Here is a 13,185-nt window from a genome sequence, read left to right as displayed (position 1 = left end):
TTCGAGCCATCGGCAACGTACTTGCAACGTTGCACCCCCTAGTGTCCTGAATCACACACCGCATCAGGTGCAGCACGTGTCGATCAGGAGGATTTTCAATGTCCGTCTATGCCCGTCCAGGTACCGCCGATTCCGTCATGTCGTTCCAGTCGCGCTACGACAATTGGATCGGCGGCGAGTGGGTACCGCCGGTCAAGGGCCAGTACTTCGAGAACCCGACTCCCGTCACCGGTGAGAACTTCTGCGAGGTCGCCCGTTCCACATCCGAGGACATCGAGCTCGCACTCGATGCCGCGCACGCCGCAGCTCCGGCCTGGGGCAAGACGTCGGCCGCGGAGCGCGCCGTGATCCTCAACAAGATCGCCGACCGCATTGCCGAGAACCTCGAGTCCATCGCGCTGGCAGAGTCCTGGGACAACGGCAAGCCGATCCGCGAAACCCTCAACGCCGACATCCCGCTGGCCGTCGATCACTTCCGCTACTTCGCCGGCTGCATTCGAGCACAGGAAGGCTCGCTGTCCGAAATCGACAGTGACACAGTCGCTTACCACTTCCACGAGCCCCTGGGTGTCGTCGGCCAGATCATTCCGTGGAACTTCCCCATCCTCATGGCCGTCTGGAAGCTCGCACCTGCGCTCGCCGCCGGAAACGCCGTGGTGCTGAAGCCTGCCGAGCAGACTCCCGCCTCGATCCTGCATCTGATTTCGATCATCGGCGACCTGCTTCCCCCCGGCGTCGTCAACATCGTCAACGGATTCGGTGTGGAAGCAGGCAAGCCGCTCGCATCGAGCCCACGCATCGCCAAGATCGCCTTCACCGGCGAGACCACCACCGGCCGCCTGATCATGCAGTACGCCTCGCAGAACCTGATTCCGGTCACGCTCGAACTCGGCGGCAAGAGCCCCAACGTCTTCTTCTCCGACGTGCTCCAGGCCAACGACGACTACCAGGACAAGGCGCTCGAGGGCTTCACGATGTTCGCCCTCAACCAGGGTGAGGTGTGCACCTGCCCGTCGCGTTCGCTGATTCAGGCGGACATCTTCGACGAGTTCCTCGCACTGGCCGCTATCCGCACCAAGGCTGTGCGACAGGGTGATCCGCTCGACACCGAGACCATGATCGGTGCTCAGGCATCGAACGATCAGCTCGAGAAGATCCTCTCGTACATCGAGATCGGCAAGGGCGAGGGCGCTCAGGTCGTCACCGGCGGCGAGCGGGCCCAGCTGGGCGGCGACCTCAACGGTGGCTACTACGTGCAGCCGACGATCTTCACCGGCAAGAACAACATGCGCATCTTCCAGGAGGAGATCTTCGGACCTGTCGTCTCGGTGACGTCGTTCAAGGATTACGACGATGCCATCGACATCGCCAACGACACCCTCTACGGTCTCGGCGCAGGCGTCTGGTCGCGTGACGGTGGCGTTGCATACCGCGCCGGCCGCGACATCAAAGCCGGTCGCGTGTGGACCAACACCTACCACCAGTACCCCGCCCACGCCGCGTTCGGTGGCTACAAGCAGTCCGGTATCGGCCGCGAGAACCACAAGATGATGCTCGATCACTACCAGCAGACCAAGAACCTGTTGGTCAGCTACGCGCAGAAGGCACAGGGCTTCTTCTGATGAACGCCCCTCGGCCGCCCGCGCGGCTGAAGACAACCGTCGAGGCGATGGACCTGCTCCGTCGCCTCGGCGGTATCCACGGCGAACTGATGATGCATCAGTCCGGCGGGTGTTGTGACGGGTCGTCGCCGATGTGTTATCCCGCAGGGGAATTCATCGTCGGTGACCGCGACGTTCTGCTCGGTCTCATCGATCTTCGGCTCGGGGTCGGCGAGGTGGCGACCACGTTGCCCGAGGGCCCGGACGGGGTCGCGGTCTGGATCTCGGGATCGCAGTTCCAGGCGTGGAAACACACGCAGCTGGTACTCGATGTGGTGCCGGGCCGCGGCGGGGGTTTCTCGCTCGAATCTCCCGAGGGTGTGCGCTTCCTGAGCCGGGGCCGGGCCTACACGGCAGAGGAGAACGACATCCTGGCCGAGCACCCTCCGCTGGTGGGTGTGGACTGGGAAGAAGGCCGACGGCCCGAACTTCCCGACGACCCCCTCGTGGTAGCCGAGGCTGTCGACGCATGTCCTGTTCCGGGGATGCTGCGGGGCTGACTGCGGCTGCGCCGCCGTGCACCCAGTACGGCTGCGCCGCCGTGCACCCAGTACGGCTGCGCCGCCGTGCAGCAATGGCAGCGCATACAGTGCGAACGATGAAGAGCTCATCGAAGTCCGACGCGGCCGAGGGCGGCGAAAGCCTACGCACCGTGGTGATCGCTTTCGTCGCCAATCTCGGCGTCGCCATTGCCAAGACCTTCGCCGCCGTGTTCACCGGATCGGCGTCGATGGTCGCCGAGGCGGCGCACTCGTGGGCCGATACGGGTAACGAGATCTTCCTGCTCGTCGCCAATCGACGAGGTTCACGGGGGCCGGACGATCGTCGGCCGCTCGGGTACGGACGCGAAACCTACTTCTGGTCGACGCTGGCAGCCATCGGGCTCTTCGTGGCCGGTGCCGCGGTATCGGTGTGGCACGGCATCACCTCGTTGCTCGCCGGCGAATCGAGCAGTGAGAACTACCTCGTCGCGTACGTGGTGCTCGCCATCGCATTTCTGCTCGAGGGAATCTCGTTTCTGCAATCGGTTCGCCAGATTCGTGGGGAAGCGGCCGAATACGACAGGGACTTTCTCGATTACGCACTCGAGACCTCGGATCCGACGCTGCGCGCGGTGTTCGCAGAGGACAGCGCCGCGTTGATCGGCATCGTGATCGCCGGTGCCGGAATCGGATTGCACCAACTGACGGGTAACGCGGCCTTCGACGCCATCGGGTCGATTCTGGTCGGAGTACTGCTCGGAACAGTCGCATTCGTACTGATAGATCGAAACCGCCGATTCCTCACCGGTGAACCGGGATCGAGAGCATTATGGAATGCGGTGGTGCAACGAATCGAGCAACTCCCCGAGGTGGCGTCGGTCAGATTCGTGCGCATCGAGTTCGTCGGTCCCAAACAGATCTACGTGGTGGCGAGTGTCGATCTCGTCGGTGATTTCGCGGAATCACGCATCGCACACACGCTCCGGCGGCTGGAGCGTGAGTTGGAAACCAACAGAGCTGTGGTGGACGCGGTACTGACAGTCGCCGAACCGGACGACGGCGACATAGGTGACATCAACGCGGTGGGGCACCAGGCGTAATTCGCCCGTCATTCATCGATGACGCGGCGATTACATCTCGGGCCTATCGTGAACCGATTCGCGCGCCACACGTGTTGTGAATCGTCCCCTCGGGCGTGAACCCGCTCCGAGCGCAACGGCTACGAGAGGCTTGCAATGTCCGTAGTAGATCCCCAGTCGTCTCCTTCGAGGACCGGCTCACACGAGAGCACGCAATCGCACGTCGAGGGCGGTGACTATCTGGCCAAGCGCACTCTGAAGAAGGGGACTGCGGGCTGGGTGCTGCTGGCCGGCCTGGGCGTCAGCTACGTCATCTCCGGCGACTACTCGGGGTGGAACCTCGGTCTCGCCGAGGGCGGTTTCGGTGGCCTGCTGATCGCGGCGATCATCATCGCGGGGATGTATCTCGCCATGGTTCTCGGTATGGCAGAGATGTCGTCGGCGCTGCCCGCGGCCGGCGGCGGTTACACCTTCGCCCGTCGGGCCATGGGGCCATGGGGCGGATTCGCCACCGGCACAGCGATTCTCATCGAGTACGCCATCGCACCGGCAGCGATCGCGACGTTCATCGGTGCCTACGTCGAATCGCTGGGACTCTTCGGGATCACCGATGGCTGGTGGGTCTACCTGGTGGTCTACGCAGTGTTCATCGGTATCCATCTCTCGGGCGCGGGTGAAGCCCTCAAGATCATGTTCGTCATCACCGGTATCGCCTTGGTCGGTCTCGTCGTGTTCGCCATCGCCGCCATCGGCCAGTTCGACTCGAGCAACCTGACCGACATCGCACCCACCGACGCCGCCGGGGCCTCCGGATTTCTCCCGTTCGGCTACCTCGGCATCTGGGCGGCCGTTCCGTTCGCAATCTGGTTCTTCCTCGCTATCGAAGGTGTTCCGCTGGCTGCAGAGGAAGCCAAGGATCCCACCAAGAACGTCCCGCGCGGCATCATCGCAGCGATGGGTGTTCTGCTCGTCACCGGTGCAGTCGTGCTGTTCCTGGTGACCGGAGCGGGCGGGGCCGACGCCGTCAAGGAATCGGGAAACCCGTTGGTGGAGGCTCTCGGTGACGGAACGGCGAGCAAGATCGTCAATTATATCGGCCTGGCCGGATTGGTCGCGTCCTTCTTCTCGATCATGTACGCGTACTCACGCCAGCTGTTCGCGCTCTCGCGCGCGGGCTACCTGCCGAAGACTCTGTCCATCACGAACTCTCGCAAGGCACCGACTCTCGCGTTGATCGTGCCCGGCATCATCGGCTTCCTGCTGTCGCTGACGGGCCAGGGCGGAATGCTGCTCAACATGGCAGTGTTCGGCGCTGCGCTGAGTTACGTTCTGATGATGGTCAGCCACATCGTGCTTCGTTGCCGAGAGCCGAACATGGAGCGCCCGTACCGAACCCCCGGCGGCATCGCCACCACCGGATTCGCATTGGTCGTCGCAGCATTGGCCGTGGTCGCCACCTTCGTCGTCGACTCCACCGCAGCACTGTGGTGCCTGGCCGTGTTCGTGGCCTTCATGGCGTACTTCGGCATCTACAGCAGGCACCATCTGGTTGCGAACTCGCCGGACGAGGAGTTCGCCGCGCTGGCCGAGGCCGAGGCCGAACTGGAATGACGATCTACACCCAGCAGGTCTCGGGCACCACCTACACGTTCGACGGTCTGGTGGACCTGATGGCCAAGGCGACCCCCCTGCGATCGGGCGACGAATTGGCCGGGTGCGCAGCCGAATCGGATGCCGAACGAGCTGCCGCGCAGTGGGCGTTGTCGGAAGTGTCACTCGATGTCTTTCTACACGACCTACTGGTTCCGTACGAGACCGACGAGGTCACCCGGCTCATCATCGATTCTCACGACCGCATCGCCTTCGGGGCCGTCTCGCACCTGACCGTGGGTGGTCTACGAGACTGGCTGCTGGAGGTGGCCGCACGCCCCGACGCGGCGGCAACGCTGCGATCGGTCGCAGCCGGCTTGACGCCCGAGATGGTGGCCGCGGTCAGCAAGATCATGCGGAACCAGGATCTGATCGCGGTGTCCCGGGCGGTGCAGGTGACGTCCGCGTTCCGAACGACTATAGGGCTGCCCGGAACCCTCACCACGCGACTGCAACCCAATCACCCGACCGACGATCCCCGCGGAATCGCCGCGGCCACGCTCGACGGATTGCTGCTCGGATCGGGTGACGCCGTCATCGGTATCAATCCCGCGACCGACTCCCCGCAGGCCACCGCGGAGCTGCTCCATCTGCTCGACGACATTCGGCAACGCTTCGAGATCCCGACGCAGTCGTGCGTACTTTCGCACGTGACGACGACGATGGAATTGATCGACAAAGGAGTGCCGGTCGATCTGGTGTTTCAGTCGATCGCGGGCACCGAGGGTGCCAATTCGAGCTTCGGCGTGAACATTCCGCTACTTCGGCAGGCCAACGAGGCAGGACGATCCTTGCACCGCGGAACCGTCGGGAACAACGTCATGTATCTCGAAACCGGGCAGGGCTCGGCGTTGTCGGCAGGCGCGCACATCGGTACCGGCGACCGCCCCGTCGATCAGCAGACCCTCGAGACGCGTGCCTACGCCGTGGCCCGCGATCTCGAGCCGCTGTTGATCAACACCGTCGTCGGATTCATCGGGCCGGAGTACCTGTACGACGGAAAGCAGATCATCAGGGCAGGGCTCGAAGATCACTTCTGCGGCAAGCTGTTGGGGCTGCCGATGGGCGTGGACGTCTGCTACACCAACCACGCCGAGGCCGATCAGGACGACATGGACACCTTGCTGACACTGCTGGGTGCAGCCGGTGTCGCCTTCGTCATCGCAGTGCCGGGAGCAGACGACGTCATGCTGGGTTACCAGTCACTGAGTTTTCACGATGTGCTGTACGTGCGACAGGTCCTGGGTCTGCGTCCCGCACCGGAGTTCGAGTCGTGGCTCTCGCGTCTGGGCATGGTGGACGCAGACGGCCGGGTCCTCGACGTCGATGCTGCGGGATCGCCGCTCCGGGCCTTGATGAGTGCGCGATGACGGAGATATCGGGAGCAGTGCCTGCGGAACGGCCGAAACCAGAGTTCTGGGACGAGTTGCGTGCGGTGACTCAAGCTCGAATAGGCTTGGGGCGCATTGGTGATTCGCTGCCCACCACCCGGGTTCTGGAGTTTCGTGCGGCCCATGCTGCTGCTCGGGATGCGGTGCACATGCCGCTCGATGTCGAGGACTTCGTGAGCCGGGTGGAGCAGGTGGGGCTCGGTGCGCCGGCAGTGGTGACGTCGTTGGCGACGAGCCGGGCCGAATATTTGCGGCGCCCGGACCTCGGCAGGCAACCGAAGGATCTCTCGGCGGTCGTGCATTCGGAAGACGAGATCGGAATCGTGTTGAGCGACGGGTTGTCTCCTCGGGCCTTGGCCGATCACGGCGTCGCCATGGTCGAGGCGTTGAAAGACGAACTGGCCGATCGGTATTCCATCGCGGCCCCGGTCATTGCAATCGAAGCGAGGGTTGCCCTCGGCGATCACATCGCCGCTGCGATGGGTGTGCGGACGGTCTTGGTTCTGATCGGTGAGCGCCCGGGATTGTCGGTTGCGGACAGTCTCGGCATCTACCTGACGCATCTGCCGAAGCCCGGCCGCACGGATGCCGATCGCAACTGCATCTCCAATATTCATCCTCCCGAAGGCCAGGGGTATCGGCACTCGGCGCGGATAGTGGCGGGCCTCCTCGCCGGAGCGCGGAAGCTCGGGCGGTCCGGAGTGGCACTCAAGGACACCTCGCGGGCCGATGTGCTCGATTCGGCCGAGGCACTCACGCTGGAGTGACGTCCCCCCATTCCGGGGGTGGCTGCGCGTGACGGCGGTCACTACCGTGGAGGCATGGACAGTTATTCTTCCGGTGCGTCGGACACTGCGGTTCTGAACGAGACGATCGGCGCGAATCTGGATCGGACTGCGGCGCAGTTCTCCGAGCGTGACGCGTTGATCGACGTGCCGCGCGGGCGACGGTGGACCTACTCCGAGTTCGTGGCCGACGTCGATCTGTTGGCGGCCGGACTGCTGGTGGCCGGCGTCGCGGTGGGCGACCGAGTGGGGATGTGGGCACCCAACTGTCCCGAATGGGTTCTGGCGCAGTACGCGACAGCGAAGATCGGGGCGGTCCTGGTGAACATCAACCCTGCGTATCGGTCCCACGAGCTACAGTTCGTCCTGAAGCAGGCCGGGGTCTCGGTGTTGTTGTCGGCCAGGGATTTCAAGGGCTCGGACTACGCGGCGATGATCGAGGACGCCAGGCCCGAGGTGCCGTCGTTGCGTGACGTGCTGTTCATCGGCAGCATCCAGTGGGAGGCGATGACCGATCGAGGGCACCGCGCGCTGGCGAAGACTCCGCACATGATCACCGAGGTGTCCGAGCGTCTCGGTGCCGACGACGCGATCAACATTCAATACACCTCCGGGACAACGGGTTTTCCGAAGGGAGCGACGCTCAGTCATCGCAACATTCTGAACAACGGGTTCTTCGTCGGCGAGCTCTGTCATTACACCGCCGAGGACCGAGTGTGCATTCCGGTGCCGTTCTACCACTGCTTCGGCATGGTGATGGGCAATCTCGCGTGCACCTCGCACGGAGCTGCCATGGTCATTCCCGGTCCTGCGTTCGATCCGGTGGCGACGTTGACGGCCGTGGCCGCCGAGAAGTGCACTTCGCTCTACGGCGTACCGACCATGTTCATCGCCGAATTGGCATTGGAGAACGTCGACGAGTTCGATCTGAGCAGTCTGCGTACCGGAATCATGGCCGGATCCCCATGCCCCACCGAGGTGATGAAGCAGGTGATCGAACGGATGGGGATGTCGGAGGTGTCGATCTGCTACGGGATGACCGAGACGTCTCCGGTGTCGCTACAGACCCGAAGCGACGACTCCATCGAACAGCGAGTGTCGACCGTCGGCAGGGTGGGTCCGCATCTCGAAGTGAAGATCGTGGACCCCGTCCTCGGCGACACTGTGCCGCGAGGTGAGGCGGGCGAACTGTGCACACGCGGCTATTCGGTCATGTTGGGTTACTGGGAGCAGCCCGAGAAGACTGCCGAGGCAATCGATGCCGAGGGTTGGATGCACACCGGCGACATCGGTGTCATGGACGGCGACGGCTACGTTGCCATCACCGGGCGGATAAAGGACATGGTCATTCGCGGCGGCGAGAACATCTACCCCCGTGAAGTAGAGGAATTCCTCTACACCCATCCCGACATCCTCGACGCCCAGGTGATCGGCGTTCCGGACGAGAAGTACGGCGAAGAATTGATGGCCTGGATACAGCTCAGAGACGGTGCGGCACCTCTGGACTCGGACGCGGTACGGCAGTTCTGTCATGGCAGGCTGGCGCACTACAAGATTCCGCGGTACGTGCATGTCGTCGACGAGTTCCCGATGACGGTCACCGGCAAGGTACGCAAGGTGGAGATGCGCGAACGGTCGCTGGGATTGATCTGACGACGTCGCTCGGCTGACATACTCGCAGGCATGGACAGTGTGCTCTGGACGCCGACGGATTCCGATGTCGCCGAGGCTCGGGTGACCGAGTTCGCGCGTTTCGTCGAGCAGCGCCACGGGGTGAAATTGCCCGACTATCGGTCGCTGTGGCGTTGGTCGACGACCGAGCTGGAACCGTTCTGGCGAGCGGTGTGGGACTTCTTCGAGATTCGCGCGACTTCCGATCCCACGGCGGTGCTCGGAAATCGCACCATGCCTGGTGCGCAGGGGTTTCCGGGAGCGGAGCTGAACTACGTGGACCAGGTGATCAGGCATGCTCGAGCCGATCGCACGGCCATCGTCCATGCTCGTGAGGACGGTTCTGTGCACACCGTGACATGGGCGGACATGATCGAGCAGGCGGGGGCGCTCGCGGGGACGCTCGCAGACAAGGGGGTCCGGCTCGGCGATCGAGTCGTCGGCTATCTCCCGAACGTGCCGGAAGCGGTGATCGCATTTCTGGCGACGGCAAGCCTGGGTGCGGTGTGGTCGACGTGCGGGCAGGACTACTCGGGCGCGGCAGCTCTCGATCGTCTGGGACAACTCGAACCCACGGCACTGATCACCGCCGACGGGTACACATTCGGTGGAAAGTTTCGCGACAAGGCCGCAGATGTCGATGTTCTCGTCGACGGCCTACCGTCACTGCGGGCCGTGGTGACGATCGGCGAACCATCGGGAACAGCGCAGAGCTGGTCCGACGCCACTGCCGAAAGCCGGGCGCTGGTACCGGTGGCCGTGCCGTTCGATCACCCGCTGTGGATCGTGTTCTCCTCGGGCACCACGGGTCTGCCGAAGGGAATTGTGCACGGTCACGGTGGTGTTCTGCTCGAGCACCTCAAATCCGTTGCTCTGCAATCCGATCTGAGACACGAGGACGTGTTCTTCTGGTACACCAGCCCTAGTTGGATGATGTGGAATTTTCAGATCGCCGGCTTGCTGACCGGTGCCACGATAGTGTGCGCCGACGGAAACCCGTCGTTCCCGACACCGGATGCGCTGTGGGACATCGCAGCCAGGCTGGGTGTGACCTACCTCGGAACGAGCCCCGGTTACGTGCTCGCGTGCATCAAGGCCGACACCCACCCCGGCACCGATCACGACCTGTCGGCCCTGAGAGCTATCGGTATCACCGGGTCCGCCATGCCTGCGTCCTCGTCGACGTGGCTGTCGGAGAACATCGGCGAGCAGGTGCCGGTATTTTCCATTTCCGGCGGTACCGACGTCGTGTCGGCATTCGCCGGGGGAGTGCGGACAGTGCCGGTGTGGGCGGGCGAGCTGTCGGTGCCGTTCCTCGGGGTTGCGCTCGATGCCGTCGACGAAGCCGGTGACTCGGTGCGGGGGACGGTCGGCGAACTGGTCGTCACCGAGCCGATGCCGTCGATGCCGTTGTATTTCTGGAACGACGCCGACGGAAGTCGATATCGCGAAGCATATTTCGGCAACTACCCGGGAATCTGGCGGCACGGCGATTGGATCACCATGACCGATCACGGCAGCGTCGTGGTGCACGGCCGATCCGATTCGACATTGAACCGGAACGGAATTCGCATGGGGAGTGCAGACATCTACCAGGCCGTGGAGTCGCTCGACCAGGTCACCGAAGCGTTGGTTCTGGGCATCGAGCTGGCCGACGGTGACTACTGGATGCCGTTGTTCGTGGTGGTTCCGGATGGTCTCACCGACGACCTGCGGGCGCGTATCGAAGCGGTGATCAGGACGCAGGCGTCGCCGCGGCACGTTCCGGACGACATCGTCGCGGTGCCTGCCATCCCGCACACGCGAACCGGAAAGAAGCTCGAGGTGCCACTCAAGCGACTCTTCCAAGGTGCCTCGGCGGCAACCACTCTCGACGCGAGTGCCGTCGACGATGCGGCTGCGTTGGCGTGGTTCGTGGATCGGGCGGCCGAGTATCAGCGAGTCCAGCGGGCGAGATAGGCCTTCTCTTCCGGCGCGATGCGGCGCAAGGTCTCGGCACCCACGTCGACCATCGCCATGCGGGTGGTCGCCACCACCGCCGGCGGCGAACCCGGTTCCGCGCCTGCTGCCCGCACCTCGTACCCGATGGTGAAGTCGACTGCCCGCACCTTCTCGAACCAGAGTGTGACGTCGAGCGGGCCGTCCGAGTGTCGAAGCGGCTTCTTGTATGCGATGGCCACATTGGCGATCAACGCACTCTTGATCAGGCTTTCGTTGGCCTCGCCATCACTGAGCAGCCATTCGATTCGTGCCTCCTCGAGCAAGGTGACCATCCGGGCATGATTGATGTGCGCGAAAGCGTCCATGTCCGACCAGCGCACCGTGACGGTCGCGTGATATCCGACGGGACCGGTCGGCTCTGTCTGCATCGCACCAGGCTCTGTTTTCATTGCTAGAGGATGGCATGCGCAGCTGCGTCGGCGACGCTCTAGAGTCCCAGGAGTGATTATCGCCAATGTCGCACTGGATGGTTCCGGCGTTCTCTTCGACATCGAACTCGTCGGCGCGGTCATCGCGTCCATCGCTCCCGCCGGCAGCCCACACGGTACCGGCGTCGAGGTGCTCGACGGTGCGGGTGGAGTCGCCCTACCCGGGTTCGTGGACAGTCACGTTCACCTGACTCAATGGGCGGCGGCGCGTCGGCGCATCGATGTGGGGCCGGCCACGTCGGCGGCCGATGCCGTCGCGCTGGTGTTTCCCTACGCGCGCACGGCCGGTGACTCAGTGGTGCGTGCCAACGGTTTTCGTGATGCGCACTGGCCCGAGGAGCCGCACAAGGATCTGCTCGAGAACGCGTTGCCCGGCGTCCGGGTGGCGATGACGAGCATGGACCTGCACACGCTGTGGCTCAGCCCGGCGCTGCTCGCGGACTTGGGAATCGACCATCCCACCGGGGTGCTGCGTGATGTCGACGGACTCGAAGCGGTCATGGCACTCGAGGAACAGGAGGATCCGGCCGAACTCGACCGGGCCGTGCTCGACGCCACCGCGGCACTTGCGGTCCGCGGTGTCACCGGCGTCGTCGATTTCGAGTTCGCGGACAACAAGTCGGTCTGGGATCGACGCCTGTCCGCCGGTTCTCCCGCGGTACGCGTCGACACCACGGTGTGGCCGCAGTGGCTCGACGAAGCACTCGAGCGCGGCGAGCGGACCGGCGATGTCTCTGCGGTCTCGGACATGATCCGGCGCGGACCGCTCAAAGTGATGCTCGACGGATCGCTCAACACCAGAACGGCGTGCTGCCACGATCGGTACCCGGGCATCGACGGCGACGACGCATACGGACTCTTGCTCGAGACCCGGGAGGGTTTGTTCGATCTCGTCTCGCGGGCGTCGCGCGGTGGCATCGTGCCGGCGATCCACGCGATCGGTGACCGCGCGAACGGCGTTGCGCTCGATGCGTTCGAGCGCGCCGGCTGCGGAGGTCGCATCGAACATGCACAGCAAATCCTGCCGGAGGACATCGCACGTTTCGCCGAACTGGGAGTGACGGCTTCGGTGCAGCCGCAGCACGCCATGGCCGATCGCGACATCGCCGAGGACCTGTGGTCGGGCCGGCGCTCGGTGGCCTACGGCTACGGAACGCTCCATCGCAGCGGCGCGAGGCTGCTCTTCGGCTCCGACGCTCCGGTGAGTTCACCCGAGCCGTTGGCGGGAGTAGCCGCGTCGGTCTTCCGGACCGACGACGACCGACCCCCGTGGCACCCCGAGGAAGCAGTGCCCCTCGACGCGGCACTGCAGGCCGCGTGCGGCGGTCGTCGGGCCCTCCGAGTCGGTGACGCGGCGGACATCGTCGTGCTCGTCGAGCACCCCGAGCACCGCACGGTGCGCGACCTCGCGGACACGGAAATCAGGGCCACGTTCTGTGCAGGTGCGCTCACCCACGCAGCTGCGGTGTAGGTGCGACGACCTCGTGCGCGTGTTGCGCAGCCAGAGGTACGCGAAACGCGCACGAGTTGATCGATGTTGTCGGTGCTGCCGCGTACCGTGGTTTCGATGACGTCTTTCACCGATCCGCGCGTGCTGGAGTTCCTGTCCGCAGGGACACGCACCGGCAAGCTCGGGTACCTCGCCTCGGACGGGCGGCCCCTCGTGGCCCCCATCTGGTTCGTCGTCGAAGGCGATGCAATCGTGTTCAATACGGGAGCAGACACGGCCAAAGGCAAGTCGATCCGCCGTGACCCCCGCGTGGTCCTGACCGTCGATCTCGAGCAGCCACCGTACGGATTCGTTCAGGTGCAGGGCATCGCGTCGGTCGACGAGGACCCGGCGGAACTGGTGCGCACCGCAACGGAGATCGGGGCGAGGTACATGGGGCGCGAGCGCGCCGACGAGTTCGGGACCAGAAATGGCGTTCCGGGCGAATTGATCGTTCGGGTGACGCCGAACAAGGTCATCGCCGCTTTCGACATGACCGCATGACGATCGGCGCTCTCTGTGCGGTCGGCACTGTAGATTGACCGGGT

Annotated in this window: 11 protein-coding genes; 10 read left to right on the top strand and 1 reads right to left on the bottom strand. The window is 64.3% G+C overall.

The features are described 5' to 3' along the window. Positions 1–98 precede the first annotated feature (98 nt). The 8 genes from exaC to ACFI9K_RS02700 all read left to right on the top strand — a co-directional run bounded on the left by exaC (position 99) and on the right by ACFI9K_RS02700 (position 10,678). Positions 99–1,622: an acetaldehyde dehydrogenase ExaC gene (gene exaC, locus ACFI9K_RS02735; RefSeq protein WP_094680482.1), complete on the top strand. Its 1,524-nt coding sequence runs from the start codon at positions 99–101 to the stop codon at positions 1,620–1,622. Then, complete coding sequence (locus ACFI9K_RS02730; RefSeq protein WP_462662126.1) at positions 1,622–2,161, top strand: DUF779 domain-containing protein; 540 nt, start codon at positions 1,622–1,624, stop codon at positions 2,159–2,161. The genes exaC and ACFI9K_RS02730 overlap by 1 nt, the downstream gene beginning before the upstream one ends. Before the next feature lie 98 nt (positions 2,162–2,259). Then, complete coding sequence (locus tag ACFI9K_RS02725; protein WP_462662125.1) at positions 2,260–3,243, top strand: cation diffusion facilitator family transporter; 984 nt, start codon at positions 2,260–2,262, stop codon at positions 3,241–3,243. Between the two features lie 135 nt (positions 3,244–3,378). Further along, on the top strand, positions 3,379–4,833 hold the full coding sequence (gene eat, locus ACFI9K_RS02720; RefSeq protein ID WP_462662124.1) for an ethanolamine permease: 1,455 nt from the start codon (positions 3,379–3,381) through the stop codon (positions 4,831–4,833). After that, a complete protein-coding gene (locus ACFI9K_RS02715) occupies positions 4,830–6,242 on the top strand; it encodes an ethanolamine ammonia-lyase subunit EutB (protein ID WP_462662123.1) in 1,413 nt (470 codons plus the stop codon). Before eat ends, ACFI9K_RS02715 begins: the two co-directional genes overlap by 4 nt. Then, positions 6,239–7,030 carry an ethanolamine ammonia-lyase subunit EutC gene (gene eutC, locus ACFI9K_RS02710; RefSeq protein ID WP_462662122.1) on the top strand — a complete coding sequence of 264 codons (792 nt, stop codon included), beginning with the start codon at positions 6,239–6,241 and terminating at the stop codon, positions 7,028–7,030. Before ACFI9K_RS02715 ends, eutC begins: the two co-directional genes overlap by 4 nt. A gap of 54 nt (positions 7,031–7,084) precedes the next feature. Further along, the gene (locus ACFI9K_RS02705; RefSeq protein ID WP_462662121.1) at positions 7,085–8,701 is read left to right on the top strand and encodes an AMP-binding protein; all 1,617 of its coding nucleotides are present in this window, start codon (positions 7,085–7,087) and stop codon (positions 8,699–8,701) included. Positions 8,702–8,731: 30 nt separating this feature from the next. Continuing rightward, positions 8,732–10,678: an acetoacetate--CoA ligase gene (locus tag ACFI9K_RS02700; protein WP_462662120.1), complete on the top strand. Its 1,947-nt coding sequence runs from the start codon at positions 8,732–8,734 to the stop codon at positions 10,676–10,678. Here the strand turns inward: ACFI9K_RS02700 and ACFI9K_RS02695 are convergent. Then, the gene (locus tag ACFI9K_RS02695) at positions 10,654–11,088 is read right to left on the bottom strand and encodes an acyl-CoA thioesterase (RefSeq protein WP_462662119.1); all 435 of its coding nucleotides are present in this window, start codon (positions 11,086–11,088) and stop codon (positions 10,654–10,656) included. The two genes, ACFI9K_RS02700 and ACFI9K_RS02695, sit on opposite strands and share 25 nt — an antisense overlap. 73 nt (positions 11,089–11,161) lie before the next feature. Between ACFI9K_RS02695 and ACFI9K_RS02690 the strand changes: the two genes are divergently transcribed. Together ACFI9K_RS02690 and ACFI9K_RS02685 are read left to right on the top strand one after the other, a co-directional pair. After that, on the top strand, positions 11,162–12,619 hold the full coding sequence (locus ACFI9K_RS02690; RefSeq protein WP_462662118.1) for an amidohydrolase: 1,458 nt from the start codon (positions 11,162–11,164) through the stop codon (positions 12,617–12,619). Positions 12,620–12,715: 96 nt separating this feature from the next. Then, positions 12,716–13,141 carry a PPOX class F420-dependent oxidoreductase gene (locus ACFI9K_RS02685; protein ID WP_462662117.1) on the top strand — a complete coding sequence of 142 codons (426 nt, stop codon included), beginning with the start codon at positions 12,716–12,718 and terminating at the stop codon, positions 13,139–13,141. Positions 13,142–13,185: the final 44 nt, after the last annotated feature.

It is taken from the genome of Rhodococcus sp. PSi06, from assembly GCF_054960675.1.
Note: the sequence above shows the minus strand (reverse complement) of the source record. Positions and strands in the feature narration are given on the sequence as shown.

Excerpts from the sequence above, each read along its gene's own strand:
- exaC (WP_094680482.1), top strand. The coding sequence starts at position 99 with ATGTCCGTCTATGCCCGTCCAGGTACCGCCGATTCCGTCATGTCGTTC.
- ACFI9K_RS02730 (WP_462662126.1), top strand. The coding sequence starts at position 1,622 with ATGAACGCCCCTCGGCCGCCCGCGCGGCTGAAGACAACCGTCGAGGCG.
- ACFI9K_RS02725 (WP_462662125.1), top strand. The coding sequence starts at position 2,260 with ATGAAGAGCTCATCGAAGTCCGACGCGGCCGAGGGCGGCGAAAGCCTA.
- eat (WP_462662124.1), top strand. The coding sequence starts at position 3,379 with ATGTCCGTAGTAGATCCCCAGTCGTCTCCTTCGAGGACCGGCTCACAC.
- ACFI9K_RS02715 (WP_462662123.1), top strand. The coding sequence starts at position 4,830 with ATGACGATCTACACCCAGCAGGTCTCGGGCACCACCTACACGTTCGAC.
- eutC (WP_462662122.1), top strand. The coding sequence starts at position 6,239 with ATGACGGAGATATCGGGAGCAGTGCCTGCGGAACGGCCGAAACCAGAG.
- ACFI9K_RS02705 (WP_462662121.1), top strand. The coding sequence starts at position 7,085 with ATGGACAGTTATTCTTCCGGTGCGTCGGACACTGCGGTTCTGAACGAG.
- ACFI9K_RS02700 (WP_462662120.1), top strand. The coding sequence starts at position 8,732 with ATGGACAGTGTGCTCTGGACGCCGACGGATTCCGATGTCGCCGAGGCT.
- ACFI9K_RS02695 (WP_462662119.1), bottom strand. The coding sequence starts at position 11,088 with ATGCAGACAGAGCCGACCGGTCCCGTCGGATATCACGCGACCGTCACG.
- ACFI9K_RS02685 (WP_462662117.1), top strand. The coding sequence starts at position 12,716 with ATGACGTCTTTCACCGATCCGCGCGTGCTGGAGTTCCTGTCCGCAGGG.